This window comes from Pyrobaculum neutrophilum V24Sta (genome assembly GCF_000019805.1).
GTDB classification, from domain to species: Archaea; Thermoproteota; Thermoprotei; order Thermoproteales; family Thermoproteaceae; genus Pyrobaculum; species Pyrobaculum neutrophilum.
In genome coordinates, this window is sequence record NC_010525.1 from 1,060,172 (window position 1) to 1,076,767 (window position 16,596).

General features: G+C 62.0%; 20 protein-coding genes. 14 read left to right on the forward strand and 6 right to left on the reverse strand.

Annotated features, from left to right (window positions below):
• Positions 1 to 165 precede the first annotated feature (165 nt).
• Entirely contained in the window at positions 166 to 786 is a 621-nt protein-coding gene (locus tag TNEU_RS05870; RefSeq protein WP_012350517.1) for a uracil-DNA glycosylase, read from the reverse strand.
• Positions 787 to 921: 135 nt separating this feature from the next.
• On the opposite strand from TNEU_RS05870, the gene TNEU_RS05875 reads away from it, so the two are divergent.
• Both TNEU_RS05875 and TNEU_RS05880 read left to right on the forward strand, forming a co-directional pair.
• Positions 922 to 1,590 carry a PD-(D/E)XK nuclease family protein gene (locus TNEU_RS05875; RefSeq protein WP_012350518.1) on the forward strand — a complete coding sequence of 223 codons (669 nt, stop codon included), beginning with the start codon at positions 922 to 924 and terminating at the stop codon, positions 1,588 to 1,590.
• 30 nt (positions 1,591 to 1,620) lie between these two features.
• Positions 1,621 to 1,875, forward strand: coding sequence for a DUF504 domain-containing protein (locus TNEU_RS05880; protein WP_148682504.1), 255 nt, complete (start codon positions 1,621 to 1,623; stop codon positions 1,873 to 1,875).
• On the opposite strand, the gene TNEU_RS05885 is transcribed toward TNEU_RS05880, so the two are convergent.
• From TNEU_RS05885 to TNEU_RS05900, 4 genes are all read right to left on the reverse strand, one after another.
• A complete protein-coding gene (locus TNEU_RS05885) occupies positions 1,835 to 2,464 on the reverse strand; it encodes a phosphoribosylanthranilate isomerase (protein ID WP_245521942.1) in 630 nt (209 codons plus the stop codon). The two genes, TNEU_RS05880 and TNEU_RS05885, sit on opposite strands and share 41 nt — an antisense overlap.
• Positions 2,465 to 2,870: 406 nt before the next feature.
• A complete protein-coding gene (locus TNEU_RS05890) occupies positions 2,871 to 3,134 on the reverse strand; it encodes a DUF4405 domain-containing protein (RefSeq protein ID WP_245521943.1) in 264 nt (87 codons plus the stop codon).
• Positions 3,134 to 3,355, reverse strand: a complete 222-nt coding sequence (locus TNEU_RS05895; RefSeq protein WP_012350522.1) for a hypothetical protein — start codon at positions 3,353 to 3,355, stop codon at positions 3,134 to 3,136. The genes TNEU_RS05890 and TNEU_RS05895 overlap by 1 nt, the downstream gene beginning before the upstream one ends.
• 167 nt (positions 3,356 to 3,522) lie before the next feature.
• On the reverse strand, positions 3,523 to 5,976 hold the full coding sequence (locus TNEU_RS05900; protein ID WP_012350523.1) for a plasma-membrane proton-efflux P-type ATPase: 2,454 nt from the start codon (positions 5,974 to 5,976) through the stop codon (positions 3,523 to 3,525).
• A gap of 54 nt (positions 5,977 to 6,030) precedes the next feature.
• Here TNEU_RS05900 and TNEU_RS05905 point away from each other — a divergent pair, with 54 nt between their 5' ends.
• Genes TNEU_RS05905 through trpA form a run of 5 tightly spaced genes read left to right on the forward strand, consistent with a single transcriptional unit; the run spans position 6,031 to position 10,839 of the window.
• The gene (locus tag TNEU_RS05905) at positions 6,031 to 7,287 is read left to right on the forward strand and encodes a TrpB-like pyridoxal phosphate-dependent enzyme (protein WP_012350524.1); all 1,257 of its coding nucleotides are present in this window, start codon (positions 6,031 to 6,033) and stop codon (positions 7,285 to 7,287) included.
• A complete protein-coding gene (gene trpD, locus TNEU_RS05910; protein ID WP_012350525.1) occupies positions 7,288 to 8,298 on the forward strand; it encodes an anthranilate phosphoribosyltransferase in 1,011 nt (336 codons plus the stop codon).
• On the forward strand, positions 8,295 to 9,563 hold the full coding sequence (locus tag TNEU_RS05915; RefSeq protein WP_012350526.1) for a chorismate-binding protein: 1,269 nt from the start codon (positions 8,295 to 8,297) through the stop codon (positions 9,561 to 9,563). Before trpD ends, TNEU_RS05915 begins: the two co-directional genes overlap by 4 nt.
• Positions 9,554 to 10,135 (forward strand): aminodeoxychorismate/anthranilate synthase component II, encoded by a 582-nt coding sequence (locus tag TNEU_RS05920; RefSeq protein WP_012350527.1) that lies wholly within the window; start codon positions 9,554 to 9,556, stop codon positions 10,133 to 10,135. Before TNEU_RS05915 ends, TNEU_RS05920 begins: the two co-directional genes overlap by 10 nt.
• A complete protein-coding gene (gene trpA, locus TNEU_RS05925; protein ID WP_012350528.1) occupies positions 10,132 to 10,839 on the forward strand; it encodes a tryptophan synthase subunit alpha in 708 nt (235 codons plus the stop codon). The genes TNEU_RS05920 and trpA overlap by 4 nt, the downstream gene beginning before the upstream one ends.
• Here the strand turns inward: trpA and TNEU_RS05930 are convergent.
• Positions 10,828 to 12,090: an SLC13 family permease gene (locus TNEU_RS05930; protein WP_012350529.1), complete on the reverse strand. Its 1,263-nt coding sequence runs from the start codon at positions 12,088 to 12,090 to the stop codon at positions 10,828 to 10,830. The two genes, trpA and TNEU_RS05930, sit on opposite strands and share 12 nt — an antisense overlap.
• Before the next feature lie 41 nt (positions 12,091 to 12,131).
• On the opposite strand from TNEU_RS05930, the gene TNEU_RS05935 reads away from it, so the two are divergent.
• From TNEU_RS05935 to TNEU_RS05965, 7 genes are read left to right on the forward strand one after another with little or no spacing between them, the layout of a single operon-like run.
• Entirely contained in the window at positions 12,132 to 12,983 is an 852-nt protein-coding gene (locus TNEU_RS05935) for a sulfite exporter TauE/SafE family protein (RefSeq protein ID WP_012350530.1), read from the forward strand.
• A complete protein-coding gene (locus TNEU_RS05940; protein ID WP_012350531.1) occupies positions 12,974 to 13,333 on the forward strand; it encodes a DUF1634 domain-containing protein in 360 nt (119 codons plus the stop codon). The genes TNEU_RS05935 and TNEU_RS05940 overlap by 10 nt, the downstream gene beginning before the upstream one ends.
• Positions 13,326 to 13,745, forward strand: a complete 420-nt coding sequence (tsaA, locus tag TNEU_RS05945) for a tRNA (N6-threonylcarbamoyladenosine(37)-N6)-methyltransferase TrmO (RefSeq protein WP_012350532.1) — start codon at positions 13,326 to 13,328, stop codon at positions 13,743 to 13,745. The genes TNEU_RS05940 and tsaA overlap by 8 nt, the downstream gene beginning before the upstream one ends.
• Before the next feature lie 31 nt (positions 13,746 to 13,776).
• Positions 13,777 to 13,944 (forward strand): 30S ribosomal protein S30e, encoded by a 168-nt coding sequence (locus tag TNEU_RS05950; RefSeq protein ID WP_012350533.1) that lies wholly within the window; start codon positions 13,777 to 13,779, stop codon positions 13,942 to 13,944.
• A gap of 4 nt (positions 13,945 to 13,948) precedes the next feature.
• Complete coding sequence (locus TNEU_RS05955; protein WP_012350534.1) at positions 13,949 to 15,085, forward strand: DUF401 family protein; 1,137 nt, start codon at positions 13,949 to 13,951, stop codon at positions 15,083 to 15,085.
• Between the two features lie 16 nt (positions 15,086 to 15,101).
• Positions 15,102 to 15,656, forward strand: a complete 555-nt coding sequence (locus TNEU_RS05960; protein ID WP_012350535.1) for a thymidine kinase — start codon at positions 15,102 to 15,104, stop codon at positions 15,654 to 15,656.
• 51 nt (positions 15,657 to 15,707) lie between these two features.
• On the forward strand, positions 15,708 to 16,034 hold the full coding sequence (locus TNEU_RS05965) for a 4Fe-4S dicluster domain-containing protein (protein WP_012350536.1): 327 nt from the start codon (positions 15,708 to 15,710) through the stop codon (positions 16,032 to 16,034).
• Positions 16,035 to 16,596: the final 562 nt, after the last annotated feature.

The window sequence follows — 16,596 nt, forward strand, 5'->3', positions numbered from 1 at the left end:
GGACGGCACACGGCCCTTATCCAGGCCCGATTGGGGCACTGCTCCTCATGAGATACAGCCTCTCACCGCTATGACCTCCCTCCCCGCCCTAAGGGGCGGGGCTTTCGGTTGTAACACGCATGTATTTAAGCCCTCCGCCCGCGTAAAACGCAGAACTCTAAGAAGTCAGCCCACGCCGGCCAGCCTCTTCGCCAGCTTGAACACCTCGGCGAGCTCCTCCACGGTGGTCCTCCCTGTGTTTATATTGCGGGGGCTGGGGTGGTAGGCACCCACTAGGTACACGCCGTTTTTCTCCACCACGGCCCCGTGTCTAAATTCCTCCCGAACGCCGAGGATCTCGGAGAGTGCCCGCCAGGCCACTCTGCCCAGGGCCACCACCACCCTGGGCTTTACGATCTCCACCTCCTCCCTCAGCCACCGGCTGCAGTTCTTCACCTCCTCGGCGGTGGGCTTGTTGCCGGGGGGCGCGCATTTGACGGCGGAGGTTATGTATACGCCGTGGAGCTCCACCCCGTCGTCCCGCGAGATGCTGTACGGCCTAGAGGCGAGGCCCGCCTCGTAGAGCGCCCTGAAGAGGTTCTGGGAGCTCCTGTCGCCGGTGAACATCCGGCCTGTGCGGTTCCCCCCGCGGGCGGCGGGGGCTAGCCCGACCACCATTATGGGGCCGCTCCCCCACGGGGGCACCGGCTTGGCCCAGTAGCCCGGGGGAAAGGAGCTTCTGTACTCGACGAGCCGCGAGCATGCTCTACACGCCGTCAGCCTCCTGAGGAAGTCTCCGAAATCCACGCTCAGTGGTACTCCACCACGTATATCTTCTGCGCCTTCTCCCTAAGGAGCTTAACCCAGACGTTCCCCCTTGGGTCCATGCCCATGGCGGCAACCGGAGATATATAGCCAGCGGATAAAGTTATTTTTATACCTATGGTAGACTTCGTGGGAGTTGACTTGAAGAGGGAGTTCCTAAGGCTTCTTCGGGAGGATGAGGAGTTTAGGCTGGCTGTAGCCGGCCTCATAGGGCTGGGGGAGGTGCTACAGGAGCTGAGGAGGCTGAGGGAGGACTTCCAAACCTACATAAAAGAACAGGAGAGGAGGTGGAGAGAAAACGAACGGAGATGGAGGATGTACGAGAGGCGGTGGAGGGCCAACGAGCGGAGGTGGCGTGAGGCTTTTAAGAGGTTTGAGGCGCTTGAGCGGGGTCTCCAGAGGGTGGATAGGCGGCTTGTCCTTCTGGGCGCCCGCTGGGGGGTGGAGGCGGAGGAGGCTTTTAGGGAGGCGGTGCGGGGGATCGTGGAGGATGTATTGGGGGTTGGGGAGGTTGTGCGGTGGTCCTACTTCGACGGGGAGGGGCTGGTGTTCGGCTTCCCCTCGCCCGTGGAGGTGGACGTGTTGGTTAAAGACGGCGTGCATATACTCGTGGAGGTTAAGGCCTCCGCTACGGACAGCGACGTGGCTAAGCTGTGGCGGATAGGCCAGCTCTACCGCCGCGCCACCGGCGTAGAGCCGAAGCTGGCCTTGGTCACCCCCCACATAGACGAGCGTGGTAGAAAAGCCGCCGAGGCGCTGGGCATCCAGGTTTATACCTATTTATAGGTCTTCCCCGAGCTCCACGTGGGCAACCCAATGAGGCAGATCTTTAACCGGGTTAAGTGGAGCGGCCGGCGGGCCTACTTCTGGTTCATAAGCAGGGGGTCGCCGGGCGGCGAGGAGGTGCTCTCCACCGACGACGTGGTGGAGGTGGGGGCCAACGGCGTTGTCGTTTCGGTGGGCGGGAGGGAGAGGTACATCCCCTACCACCGAATCGTCGAGATTAGGCTGGAGAGCGGCGAGGTCCTCCTCAGCCGGAGAGGCGGCCGAGAGCCCTCAGGAGGGCCTTGACCTTCCCCGGGTCCTTCACCCCCGGCGACGACTCCACGCCGCTTGCCACGTCCACCATGTAGGGCCTCAGCGCCGCGACGAGGTGGGCGTTCTCCGGCGTGATGCCTCCGGCGAGCGCCACCTTCCCCATGTGCGCCACCTCCGCAAGCACATGGAGCGGTATCTTGAGGCCGCCCTCGAACCTCTCCCCGCTCCCCTTCTCCGCGTCTACTAGGACGTACTCATGGGGCTTGGAGAGGAGCTGCGACACGGCGGCTCTCAGGTCGGCCCCCCGCCTGTACACCGCCACCGGCGCGAGGGCCACGCCCCTCTCCTCCGCGTAGCTGAAGTGGCCGTCGCCCAGAGACCCGTGGTGCTGGACCACCGGGATCCCCAGCGACGCCGCCAGATCCACGGCCTCGGCAGGCGGGAGAGAAGCCGTCACCAGCACGGGCCTGCTCTCTCTAACCAGCCGCGCCAGCCCCCCGAGCCGCCTAGGCTCCACCGACCGGGGGCTGGAGGGCTCCACTATAAAGCCGATGTAGTCCACAAGGCCGTCCAGAAGCTCCACATCCTCCGGCCTCGCCACGCCGCAGATCTTAACCAACACAAGAGAGTGAGAAAATAGGACTATAAACATATTAAGAATTGCCCCGGCAAGATTTCCAAGACCCTCCGAAAGGTTTTTAGACGTTAAACTCAGCGACGTTTAATACTGGGCGCTACCGCTGGCGAGACTCGCTAAATTACAAACAACGCGGCCGTAGGCCATGCGGCGTCGTCTGTCTTAGGCCAATTTCGGTTTCATGGCCATTAATCCGTAGGGGCTTACGTGTACACATGAGTCTCTAGCCGCTGAAGCTCTGCCCCGAGCACTGCGTTGAAAGAGGGGGCTGTGCCGTCGTCACCCATGCCCCATGACCCCACACTTTAGAGTGCAGAGCCCTCTGTGAAGACATGGGCAGTCCCTAGGCGTCGCCTAGGGACAGACCGCGATTTACTCTACAAGGCTGTGTTTAGGAAAAAAGTAGTTTTTTTGTGTAGAATAGGAGCGATCTGCGGTTTAGTATCACGTGCGCCGTCGCTAGGCCTATTATCGAGAAGCCCGTGTAGGTATGTAGGTTGTTCCAGAAGTGTTTTGTGGCGCCTAGTATCACGGCGTTGCCCGACCCCGGGCCAGAGGGCGCGAAGTACAGCACTACGCCGGAGATGGCCATAATCACGCCGCTCGCTATGAGCAACATTATGACTATTGCTCTTATGAATAGGCTCGGCCTCATCATGAGCCCCAGCCCTTTCTCTGTCTCTTAGCGGTCTGGTTGCCCACCTCCGTCGTGTGGTTCCCCTGGGACCAGCCAACGTTTTCCACGCCGTGGTCCACGTGGCTTTCTTCGCCTTGTGACATGTAGTACGAGACGGCCACTAGAAGCCCAACGTAGGCCGCTACCACCGCCGCTGCTATTATCAACGCCAGCGGTATTTTCCTAGTTTTGGACTCCATAGGCGTTTTGAACAACTCATAGTATATAGAATACGGCCGGAACCACGTGCGGAACAGACCTTCGCAGTGGTTCCTCCTGTATCCCCGTGTCGGCGGCTGTCTGCCACACGTTACATATATATAGAATACGGCTGGAACCATGTGCGGAACAGCTCCTGGGGGTTCTCCTATCTCGCAACCCCCTTTTTCGCCAGGAGTACCTTGGCTGGGTCGTTTATGGCGAAGGTTGCGACTGCTGAGTAGAGCGCCACGGCCGCGGTCTGCGCCGGCGTCAGCGGTTTTAGCAGGTTGGGGATCCCCGCTAGCGCTATGGCCGTGGTGGCGGCGGCGTCTGCCGTCGTTGCAACAAGGAGCCACCTGCCGGGTTTTGAGCTCCAGAAGGGCCCTCTTTCTCTCACCACTAGTGGCGTAAGTATGCCCGTGTACATTATGGCTACGAAGAAGATGCTGTGTAGAACTCCTGGATCCTCTACACCCATGGGGCCTGTGGCTAGGTAGTAAAGCCCAAACATCTCTGCTACGGAGAGACCTCCGAGGATGGCGCCGAGCATCACCAGCTTTTTGAGGTTCCACCTCTCGGGGATAGAGGAGCCCCTGGCGTTGTCTAACGATATAGATATCGTTACGAAGTCTATCAGGAATAGGAAGAGGGTGACTTCGTTTGCCGTTATCGGCATGGCCTTCTCCGGGGGTAGGTGATACGCCAGCGTGGCCACGAGGTATGCCACGGCGACGAAGATGGCTATCTGGAAGGTTTTGACGATCTTGTTGAGCACCCACGTGACTATCTTCTGGAATGTGGATCGGCCGATACGCACCAACTCGACGATGCCGGCGAGCCCCTCCACCGTTAGAACCGCACTGGCTGAGGCTTTGGCTACGTCAGTGGCGTTTGCCACGGCGATGCCGACCTCAGCTTGTCTTAGGGCTGGGGCGTCGTTTACGCCGTCTCCGGTCATCCCCACCACGTGTCCGCGGTCCTGGAGCTTCTTCACTATGTAGTATTTATCCTCTGGATATACCTCTGCAAATACGTCCATCTCATGAGGATCGCCGGCGTCCTTCGCTGTTGCAACCCTCTCGCCTATGCCAAGCTCCTTCGCGACCTCTTTGGTTACGGGGGCGGCGTCTCCAGTGAGCATCTTCACGGCGACGCCCATCCTCCGGAGCTCTTGGATGAGCCGAGGAGCGTCTTCCCTCGGCGGATCGTACAAGGCGGCTACCCCCACCAACTCCCAAGGCCCCTCCTCCACAGATCGGGCCACGGCGATGATCCTGAAGCCGCGTGATGCCAACTCCTGTATATGGGGGTCCTCCGCCGCCGTTTTGCAAAGCTCGGCGATTGCTCTAAACGCCCCCTTTGCCACCCTTATCCTAACGCCAGTCCGTAGATCCACCGCCTCAGCCTCTGTCCTCCTCGTAGTTGGGTCGAACGGCTTAAACTGGGCGATTTTGAAACGGCTGAGGTCTAGGCCTCTCCGCCTCGCCTCGTTTATGAAGGCAAGATCTATGGGGTCTTGGTTGGCCTCTTGGGAGGCTAGAGCTCCGTAGAGCACAACCTCCTCCTCCCCATACGGAGGCCTCGACAGCGTCTGGACCAATGTGAGTTTGTTGTATGTGAGGGTGCCCGTCTTATCTACACACAGGACGGTCATGGTGGCGGCGTCCTCCACAGCGCTTAGTCTGGTGACCAATACACCCCGTTGCGCCAGCTCCCTTGCCCCCAGGGCCGTTGCCACAGTAAACATAGTTGGAAGAGCCACGGGGACAGCGAACACCACCAACATAAGAGCCAGAGGTAGTACATGGGTTAGGAGGAACAGGGGGTCCCCCGTAGATATGTAGGCTACGAAGAAAACCGCCGCCAGAAGAGCCACCACTACGGCCATGAGAGACGCCACCACCTTAGACACGATCTCCTCCATGTGAAACCTCGGCTTCGCGGTCTGAACCAACTGTGCCGTTTTCCCAAAGTAGGTGTTGACGCCCGTCTGCGCCACCACGGCGGTGGCCTCGCCTCTCCTCACGACGGAACCTGAATACGCCACGTCGCCCTCCTTCTTCCTAGCCGGGAGGCTCTCCCCCGTGAGGGCGGATTGGTCGACCTCTATCTCCCCCTCCACTACTACAGCATCGGCTGGTACAAAGTCGCCGGCTCTAAGGCGGATCACGTCGCCAGGCACCAAAAGCCTTGCCTCGACAACGCGCCATACGCCATCTCGAAGAACCCTCGCCTTTACCTGAAGCTTCTTTTTTAGCAACTCTACCGCCTTTGTAGCCTTGACGTCGTGTATAAAGCCTACGACCGCGTTTAAAACAAGCAAAGCCACAATTATGACGCCGTTTAGAAGCCGCTGTTGATACAGCTGGGGCTCCACCGGAAGCGCTCCGTTGCTCCCTAGGTAATACAGAAGGAAGGAGACGGCCGCGGCGGCTTCAAGCATCCACGCCGTAAACCCCCAGAACTTAGCCGCAAATAGCCTTAGGGGGTGCGGTCTCCTCTCTGGTATCTCGTTGTAGCCGTACCTCCTCAGCCTCGCCTCCGCCTCCTCCTCAGTGAGCCCCCTAGAGAGGTCTACAGACAGCTGTTTAAGGATATCCTGAGGAGAGAGCTTGGACACTAATCTCCTTGGTCAAGATTTATATATCTGTGACTTTCCCTACGCCATGTCGGGGTGGTAGACCGCTGGTACAACATCGCCGCTGATCTGCCCGGGGTCCTCGCTCCTCCTAAGGATCCTGACGAGGGTGAGAGCAGAATCGCTCTTCTCACCAGGATCCTGCCCTCCGCGCTGATTGACCAGGAGTTCACCGCAGAGAGGTGGGTGCCCATACCTGAGGAGGTGAGGGGGGTCTATAGGCGGGTGGGCAGGCCTACCCCCCTTCTGAGGGCGGAGGGGTTTGAGCGGGCGCTTGGGACAAAGGTGCACATTTACTACAAGTACGAGGGGGTTCTGCCGGTGGGTAGCCACAAGCTCAACACCGCCGTGGCTCAGGCCTACTACGCGAAGGCGGATGGGGCTGTGGAGGTGGCTACTGAGACGGGGGCGGGGCAGTGGGGGATGGCTGTGTCCCTCGCCGCGGCGCTCTTCGGCCTCAAGGCGACGGTCTTCATGACCCGCTCCTCCTACAACAGCAAGAGGCAGAGGCTGGTCTTCATGAGGGCATACGGCGCCACCGTCTACCCAAGCCCCAGCGAGGTGACCGAGACGGGGAGGAGGCACTTCCGGCCCGACCACCCGGGGTCCCTCGGCATAGCCATATCTGAGGCCGTGGAGTACGTCCTCTCGGGGGAGAGGAGGAGGTATCTGCCGGGTAGCGTCCTGGAGTTCGTCCTCCTCCACCAGACGGTCATAGGCCTTGAGGCCATGGGGCAGTTGCCCGAGGAGCCGGACTACGCGGTGGCCTGCGTCGGCGGGGGGTCCAACTTCGGCGGTTTTACATACCCGATGCTTGGGGCTAAGCTCAGGGGGGAGGGGTTTGGAAAAACCAAGTTCCTCGCCGTGGAGTCGGCCGCCGCCCCCAAGCTGACGCGGGGGGAGTATAGGTACGATTTCCCAGACGCCACGGGGATACTGCCGTTGATCAAGATGTACACCCTAGGCCACGACTACGTCCCCCCGCCTGTCCACGCGGCGGGTCTGCGCTACCACGGGGCCGCCCCCAGCCTCTCTCTGCTTAAACGGCTGGGCCATGTGGAGGCGGTGGCCTACGGCCAGGAGGAGGTGATGGAGGCGGCTCTGCTCTTCGCGAGGTCAGAGGGCTTCCTCCCAGCGCCTGAGTCGGCGCACGCCGTGAAGGCCGTGGCGGATCTCGCGAGGAAGCTGCCGCCGGGGTCCGTGGTGGTCTTCAACATGTCCGGCCACGGGCTTCTAGACGTCGACTCGTACGAGAAGGCGTTGAGCTGGGATAAACTTTATAAACAGGGCTAAGTGGAGGGCTATGGCTTCGGGGTGGCTGACTTGTTAAAGAGGTTGGCCTCGGGCGGCTCTCTAAACGCCGAGGAGGCCTACGCCCTCTCGCGCGAGATCCTCTCCGGGGGGCTAAACGACGTCGCCGTGGCGGCGGCTCTCACGGCGATGAGGTGTAGGGGGGAGACGGCGGAGGAGGTGGCTGGTTTTGTGAAATCGGCTAGGGAGGCGGCTGTTAAGGTGCCGCTTAGGGTCGAGGCTATAGATACGGCGGGGACGGGGGGCGACGGGGCTGGTACTATAAACCTGTCCACGCTCGCCGCTGTGGTCGCCGCGGCGGCGGGGGCCAGGGTGTTGAAGCACGGGAACAGGTCGGCGTCGGGGTTCTTCGGGAGCGCAGACTTCATGGAGGCTGTGGGGTACAACCTCGAGGTGGGGCCTGAGAAGGCGGCTGACATGGTTGAGAAGATCGGCTTCGCCTTCGTCTTCGCCCCGCGGTACCACCCGGCTTTTGCGAGGGTCGCGCCGGTGAGGAGGCAGTTGCCCTTCCGCACCGTCTTCAACATCGTGGGGCCGCTGGCGAACCCAGGACTGGTCAAGCGGCAACTGATCGGCGTGTCGGAGAGGAGGCTGCTGGACGTGGTGGGCGGCGTCGCCTCCCTCTTGCTGGACCGCGCCCTTGTGGTGTACGGCTCCGGCGTGGATGAGGTTAGCACGGAGGGCCCCACCGAGGTGGTGGAGGTGAGGGGCGGGAGGACCGAGCGCTACGTCCTAGAGCCGGAGGACTTCGGCGTTGGGAAGACGCCTCTTCCCCGGGCCTCGACTAGGGAGGAGGCGGTGGGCCTCGCCCTGGCTGGGCTCAGGGGGGAGCGTAGGGAGGCCGAGATCGCCATAGCCGTCAACGCCGCTGCGGCGCTGTATGTGGCCGAGGTGGTGAGGGACTTCAGAGACGGCTTCGAGCTCGCCGTTAAGGCAATTAGGGAGGGGGCCGCGTATAGGAAGCTGAGGGAGGCTGTGGAGGCGTCGAGATGAAGATCCCGCTGTCTAAGCTCCCGCCTCCGAGGGATCTGGCCCACGGGCTGTACCAGTCGGGGGAGGAGTTCGTGGCTCTTCTGGAGTCGGGCCAGGGATTCGCGGAGAGGGCGAGGTTCACCCTCGTGGCGTGGGGGGTGGAGAGGGCGTACGTCTCCTCTGGGCCCGACCTCCAGCAGGTGCTCTACTCGGCGCAAAGGGAGCTGAGGGCGGACGGGGGGCCCTTCGGCGGCGACGTGTTAATCGGCGCCTTGACCTACGAGGCGTCCTACTACGTGGAGCCTCTGTTGCTTAGGTACAACAAGGTGGACCGGTCTATCCCGGCGGCGTTTCTGGTTAAGCCCAGGGGGTACATCCTGTACGACAAGATGCTGGGGAGGGGCTACCTGAGGGGCGAGATGCCGAGGGTCTCCGTGGGGCGGGGGGAGGCCAGGGTGAGGGGGCCGGTGGCCATGACCGACCCGGGCCGCTTCAAGAGCTGGGTGGCGGAGGGGAGGGAGAGGATCGCGGCTGGGGAGATCCTCCAGGTGGTGCTCTCCAGGTGGGTGGACTACAGGGCGGAGGGGGACCTCTTCCCTCTGTACAAGGCGCTGGCGGAGGGGAACCCCTCGCCGTATATGTACTTTGTAAAATACGGCGATATCCACTTGATTGGGACGTCGCCTGAGCTGTTGGTGAAGGTGCAGGGCGGCCGCGTGGAGACCCACCCCATCGCCGGGACTAGGCCGAGGGGCGCCACCGAGGAGGAGGACCTGGCGCTGGAGGAGGACATGCTCAGCGACGAGAAGGAGCTGGCTGAACACATCATGTTGGTGGATCTGGCTAGGAACGACATCGGGAGGGTGTGCCAGCTCGGGTCTGTCAAGGTGGAGGAGCTGTTCGCCGTGGAGAAATACAGCAGGGTGCAGCACATAGTGTCTAGGGTCATGGGCGTTATGGACAGGCGGTTCACCCCCGTCGACGCCCTCTTGGCCACCCACCCGGCGGGCACCGTGTCGGGCGCCCCCAAGGTGAGGGCTATGGAGATAATCGCCGAGCTTGAGGACGAGCCTCGGAGGTTCTACGCGGGAGCCGTGGGCTTCATGTCGCCTTCTCTCCTGGAGTTCGCCATAGTCATAAGGACCATGGTGGCCGTGGGCGACTCCCTCCGTATACAGGCGGGGGCGGGGGTTGTGTACGACTCCACGCCGGAGCGGGAGTTTAGAGAGACCGAGTCTAAGCTGGCTGCGCTTAAAGCGGTCGTGGAGGGTGGGCCATGGACCTAACGCTGATCGTCGACAACTACGACAGCTTTGTCTACAACATCGCCCACTACGTCGGCGAGCTGGGCAGCCGGCCGCTTGTGTTGAGAAACGACGAGGTGACCGTCAAAATCGTCGAGAGGATTAGGCCGGACAGGATAATAATTTCGCCAGGTCCTGGACATCCGGCTAACCCCCGCGACGTGGGGAACTCGCCCGACATCGTGAGGGAGTTCAGCGGGAGGATACCCATACTTGGCGTCTGCCTAGGCCACCAGATCATAGGACACGTCTTCGGAGCGAAGATCAGGAGGGCGAAGACTATAAAACACGGCAAGACCAGCCAGGTGCGCCACCTCGGCGGGCCGCTGTACAGGGGCGTGCCAGAGGTTTTCCAAGCCGCCCGGTACCACAGCCTCGTGGTAGACGAGCTCCCCCAGGTTCTGGTCGCGGAGGCCTACTCCCTAGACGACGGGGAGGTCATGGGGCTTCGGCATGTGGAACACCCCGTTTACGGGGTCCAGTTCCACCCCGAGTCCGTGGCGACGCCGCTTGGGAAGAGGATTTTAAAGAACTTCCTAGACCTGGCCATATGAGGAGGCCCGGCCTCGGCGTATATATACTGGCGGGCTGGCCCAACGCTGAGGTTTTCAAGAGGGCGCTTACCGCCGTGGGCGAGGTGGCCGACTTCGTGGAGCTGGGTCTACCGAGTAGAAACCCGAAGTACGACGGTCCCTACATCAGGCGGGCGCATAGGGAGGCGGAGCCCTCTGCGGTGGAGGCAGCGCCCGGCGAGACGTACGTAATGGCCTACTGGGAAGACTTCGCCGGGGAGCCCCAGAGGCTTTTCGATGCGGCGCGTGCGGCGGGGGCTAGGGGGGTCCTCGCCCCGGATCTCCTCATCGACTTCCCCGGCGATCTAGACCGCTACGTGGAGCTGACCAGGAGGTACGGGCTGGAGCCGGCCTTCTTCATACCCAGCAAGTTCCCCTACGCGTTGCTTAGGCGCCTCGCCTCTCTAAAGCCGGCCTTCATATACCTCGGGCTGTACGCCGCAACCGGCATAGAGCTACCGGTCTACGTCGAGAGGAACATAAAGACTGTTAGGGAGGTGGCGCCCGATGTCTACCTCGTGGCTGGCTTCGCCATAGACAGCCCTAGGAAGGCCGCCGCCGTGGTGGAGGCGGGGGCAGACGCCGTGGTGGTGGGGACGGCCTTCCTAAGAAGGCTTAGAAACTCGGTGGAGGAGGCCATCGCCTTCCTCAAGGAGATAAGGGGGGCGTTGTACCTACAGCAGTAGGAAGGGGAGGTAGATCGCTATATTTACGGCGGTGATCGCCGCGCCGTATTTGAGAAACTCGGCGAAGGAGACCGACGTGTGGTACCTCTTTTCGAGGACCTCCAGGATTATAATGTTCGACGCGGCGCCGAGTAGAGTGAGGTTGCCGGCGATGGTGCTGGCCATGGCGAGGGTGAGCCACGCCCTCTCGTCTGCGCCGGCCTGCGTCAGGTAGGCCGAGAAGAGGTTGACGAAGGGCACGTTGCTCAGGATCTGGCTGAGGCCGAGGGAGAGGGCGGTTATGGCTAACACGTCGTGGACCGTGCCTTGGTAGGTGGGGAGGGCGGCGGAGATGATCGGCTGGAGGACGCCGCCGTCCCACACGGCCTTCATGGCGATGAACATGGTGGTGAAGAAGAGTATCGTGCCCCAGTCCACCCTGGAGAGGAGATCGCGTGGGTCGCTTGCTAGGAAGTAGACGAAGGTCGCCACGACGAAGGGTATCAGCCCTATGTTGTGTATATGGGGGGCTCCGCTTACGGCGGCTACGTCGTTTGCCACCATGGCCGCCACAGCCGCCGCCAGCCCGGCGGCGGCCACCGCCGCATCCCTCTTGTTTTTAACGGCCTCCCATGGGCTTGCGGCTATCGCCACCCTGCCGTTTTCCACCCCCATCATCTTGGCCAGGAGTAGCGGCGTGACGACTAGGTTTATGAGGGTGGGCAACGCCAGCGTTTTGAAAAAGGCGATGAAGGGCGCTTGTATGCCGGAGGTGACCGCGATTAGCATGTTCTGGGGGTTGCCCACCGGCGTCATAACCGACCCGATGGTCAACGAGTAGGCCAGGAGGAGGAAGGCGAACTTGGGCGGTAGCCCCGCGGCGCGGGCGAGCACAGCGGCTATGGGGGGCCCCATCAGCGCCACCGTGTCGTTTACGGCCACAGCCGCCAAAAGGCCGAAGAGGAGGGAGGACCCCACGGCGAGGCCGTATCTAGACTTGAAGAGGCTGAGGAACCAGTAGGCCGCCGCGTCTAGCAGCCCGCTGGACTCGGCTAGGGCGACTATGGAGAACATCCCCACGAGGAAGAAGAGGACCTCGAAGTTCACCACAGACGGTATTTGGTCGATGGAGAGGGGCCCCGGCACAATGGCTATGAAGGCGGCGAGCGACATGAGAGACCAAACCGGTAGCTTGGGGTACAACGGGCGGAGGAGCATGCCGATTACCACCACCGCTATTATGGCTATGGAGTAGACCTCGCCGAGGTACATCACCTCTACAAACTTTAATACTTTAAGCTGTTGCCCCGTATATGAACGCCGCGTTGCTTTTCGCCGCCCTCTTTACGACAAGCGTCTTCGCAGGCTTCGTGGGGGCTCTCACGGGGTTGGGCGGCGGGGTGGTGTTGGTGCCTATTTACGTCCTCGCCCTTGGGGTGCCTGTGGAATACGCCGCAGGCGCAAGCCTCGTCTCTACCATAGCCACCTCTCTCGCCACCAGCGCCGCGTATGTGAGAGATAGGCTTACCAACGTCAGAATAGGCATGTCTCTAGAGATCTCCACCACCCTCGGCGCTCTGGCGGGCTCCCTCACAGCCGCCTGGATCTACGCCTCGGGTCTGCAGAGGGTGGTGTATTTGGTGTTCGGCGCCGTGCTCATTTTCTCTTCCTACATGCAGTGGGCCGTGGCTAAGCTAGGCGAGCGGCCTAGGCCTCCGCCGGACCGCTGGACTTCCTTTCTAAAGCTTAGGGGTAGGTATTACGACGTGGTGCGGAGAGAGACTGTGGAGTACTACGGGGTGAGGTGGTGGCTCGGCGCGCTGATCATGTTCGGGGCGGGTCTCGTGTCTGGCTTCTTGGGCATAGGGGGAGGGGCGCTCAAGGTGTTGGCCATGGACTGGGCGATGGCCCTCCCCATCAAGGTGTCCACCGCCACTAGCAACTTCATGATAGGCGTGACCGCCGCCACGGGTACGGCCGTCTACTGGGTCCACGGCTACATACAGCCCTTCCTAGCCGCCGCCACAGCCCTCGGCGTACTCGCCGGCGCCTACGTCGGTAGCAAGGTACTGCCGCGCCTCAGGGGCAGATCGGTCCGGCTCTTCTTCGCCGCCGTGGTGCTCCTGTTGGGGGTTCAGATGATGTTGAGGGGGATATGGAGCTAGAGGACGCGATCGTTGTCGTGATGAGGGTGGGGCTCGCCGCCAGCGTCGCCCTTCTACTCGCCGGCCTGCTCCTCCTGGGGGCGGGGCCGGATGCCTCGGCGGTGGCGAGCCTCCGCTCTCCCGTCAACTCCTCCCTGTACCCCCCGGCCCGCCTCGCGGCGAATCTGCCGTCTCACCCCGCCGTAGCGCTGTTGTTTATGGGCCTGGCGGTGCTGTTGATCACCCCGCTGGTGCGGGTGGCGCTCGCCGTGGCGGAGTTCGTAAGGGAGAGAGACGTCATATATACGGCGCTGACCATATTCGTGTTAGCAATGTTAATAATCTCGCTTGTTCTACCGGGGCATGTATAGCGTTGTGCCGATTGGCCACGTGCGGCACGGCTACTCCGACGACGAGGTTAAGAGGAGGGGGGCGGTGGACGCCGTGATAGAGGTTTTGCCCGAGTTCGAGGCCGGCCTCGCGGGCGTCGAGGAATACAGCCACATCATCATGGTGGCGTATCTCCACAAGTTCCGTGGGAGGCCCCTAGTGGTGAGGCCTAAGAGGGTGCAGGGCGCGCCTGAGGTAGGCGTCTTCGCCACAGACAGCCCCGACAGGCCCAACCCCATCGCGGTGACGGTGGCTAGGCTGGTTAGAAGGGAGGGCCGCCTCCTCTACGTGGAGGGGGTCGACCTCTTCGACGGAACGCCGGTGCTCGACATAAAAGGCTTTTCGCCGAAGAGGTGCCCCGAGGGCGCGAGGGCGCCTTGGTGGGCCGACTAGAAAGTTTTTAAAGGGAGGCGTTTCTAGGGATATGCCGTCTCACGGGTCGTTGACCAAGGCCGGCAAGGTGAGGAACCAGACGCCTAAGATACCTGCTAAGCCGAGGAAGAACCTCACCCCGAGGAGGAGGAACATCAGAAACTACAGGAGGAGGGTTCTCTACGCCTCCTCCCAGTCCACCCCGGCGGCCGAGGCATAACTAGATGTTGCTTGCTTTTTTGCTTTCCGTCCTAATAATCATAGCCGGCACCCTGTCCCGCAAGCTCGACGTCTCGGCGTCTCTCGCGGCTGGGGCTCTCCTCTACGGGGCGGCCGCGCTTGGGCCGAGGATGCCGGCGGCGACGGCGGCCGCCTTCAACGAGTCTATGGCGTACGTCATATCGTCGCTTGTCTTCGCCATGGCGCTTGGCTACCTGCTGAAGGAGCGGGGGGAGAGGCTCGCCAGTGGGCTAAGCGCGCTGGGGCCGAGGGCCGCCGCCTTTTTGATCCCGGCGTCTATAGGCCTTCTGCCTATGCCCGGCGGCGCCTATGTAAGCGCCGTGGTTGCGGAGCCTCTGTACGAGAGGATGGGGCTGGGCCGGAACGAGAGGACGTTCCTCAACTACTGGATGCGCCACATATGGATCTCCGTCTGGCCGCTTTTCCAGGGGGTTTTGATCACCTCGGCGGTTTTGGGGGTGCCGGTGTGGCAGGTCGTCGAGTGGGCTTGGCCGGCGGCGGCGTTTGCGGCGCTTGCCGGGGTGGCCGTCGGAGCCCCTATTGTGAAGAGGGCGGCGGCGTCGGGGAGGGCGAGAGATCTCGCCGCCCTCTGGCCGCTGGCTGCGGTGGCTGTTCTCTCCTTTACGGCGCCTCTTCCGCTGGCCGTCGCTCTTGTGTATCTGGCGTATGTGGCTCTCTACCGGGTGCCCAGGCGGCAGGTGGCGGCGTCGTTTAGATACGCCTTGAGTCCCCGGATCTTGGCGATTCTGGTGTTCTCCCTCGTGTTTTCGCAGTACATCAAGGAGAGCGGCTTGAGCCGCCAGCTACTGGAGATCCTCGCCGGCTACGCCGGTCTAGCCGTCTTCCTGATACCGTTCGCCATCGGCTTAGCCACGGGGGTGGAGTTCGCCTTCGCCGGCTTGGCCTTTCCCCCCATTTCGCCTCTGATCCACGGGCCCGCGCTCGCTCTAGCCTTCGCCGGCGGTTTTGTAGGCGTGATGCTGAGCCCGGCCCACTCCTGTCTAGTCCTCACCTGTGAGCACTACCGGTGCGAGGCGGGGGGCACCTACAGGCTTTTGGCCAAAGCCGCCGCGGTTGTGGCGGCTCTCTCGGCTCTATATTACGCGTTGGCGATTTATTAGAGGGGGGCGTAGCTACGTGCTTGTGGCAATCGTCGGGCCCATGTTCGCTGGGAAGACCACCGAGCTCATTAGGAGGGTGGAGAGGTACGTCATCGCTGGCCGGCGCGCTGTTGTTTTCAAGCCGTCGATCGACGCGCGGTACGACCCCGCAAGCGTCGCCGCCCACAACGGGCTGAAGCTCAACGCCGTGGTGGTCCCCCCAGACGAGGGGGGCGTCAAGGCAATATATAAGCTGGGCCAGCGCTACGACGTAGTGGCTGTTGACGAGGTGCAGTTCTTCCCGCCCGCCCTTGCGGACGTCTTAAACAAGCTCGCCGACGGCAGAGTGGTCATCGCGGCGGGCCTCAACCTAGACTTCAGGGGGGAGCCCTTCGAGACCACCGCGAGGCTGATGGCCTACGCAGATAGGGTCATAAGCCTGACGGCTGTCTGCAAGATATGCGGTAGGCCGGCCACCAGGACGCAACGGCTGGTGGCCGGGAAGCCGGCGCCTAGGGATAGCCCCCGTATCGTAGTCGGCGGTGTAGAAACTTATGAAGCCCGTTGTAGGTTACACCACAGAGTGAACTAATTTACAATTTTTGAGAACCAAAATTTATATAGCGCAATCAAGTGTGGGCCTATGGCAGAACTGGCGAAATACGAGAGGGTGGTGATTGACCAAGACACGTGCATCAGCTGCGGCGCCTGCGTGGCCACGTGCCCCTACCAGGCTTTAGAGCTCGACGACAACGGCAAGTCGAGGCTGATCTGGGACAAGTGTAGAGACGACTACTCCTGCGTCGCCGTCTGCCCCGTCAAAGCCATCTCGAAAACCAGCGAGGCCACGCCTGAGGCTAAATCCAAGAAGGGCTGGTACAGATTCGGCAGACCTCTGTCGCCAGACGAGCAGAAGGCCTACGAGGAGTGGAAGGCCAAGTTCGGCATCACAGCGCCGCCGGCGGCGTAACGCGGGAAACTCCTTTTTTCCTCCCGGTTCTCGCTATTTCTCCCCCTCCACATATGCGCCTAAAAACGGCGGTATACGCGGTTGCGGATCTCGCCGACGCGGCGACCACGGCAGTTGCGCTACAAGGGGGCTTCGCCGAGGCAAATACGCTTTTCACCGGCGAGCCTCGCCGTGTGGGCCAACGTCGTAATAGCCGCCGTCTTGCTCGCCTTGGGCAATGCCGCCGCAAAAGCGGCGAGGGCGCTCGGCGTTGAGAGGCACGTTGCGGCGGTCTTCGCCGCCGCTAGGCGAAAGCCGTCTTGGGCCTACTCGCCGGCGTTATACTCCGCCCCACGCCTTCATACCGGCGATACCCATTGCGGCATTGGCGGCGCTCACGGCGATAACCGCCATAAAACAAGCCCGTGCCCGCCCGGGTCTCTTACCGCGGCAGAAAAACGCTACCACAGACACGCGCCTCTTTCTACTTCTTCGGTTCATCTGCCCGACGTCGTCGTTGCCAGGTAGGTGAGTGAAATGGACATCTCTCTGGCTCCCCCCGCCCTTTACGCACATGGGCCAA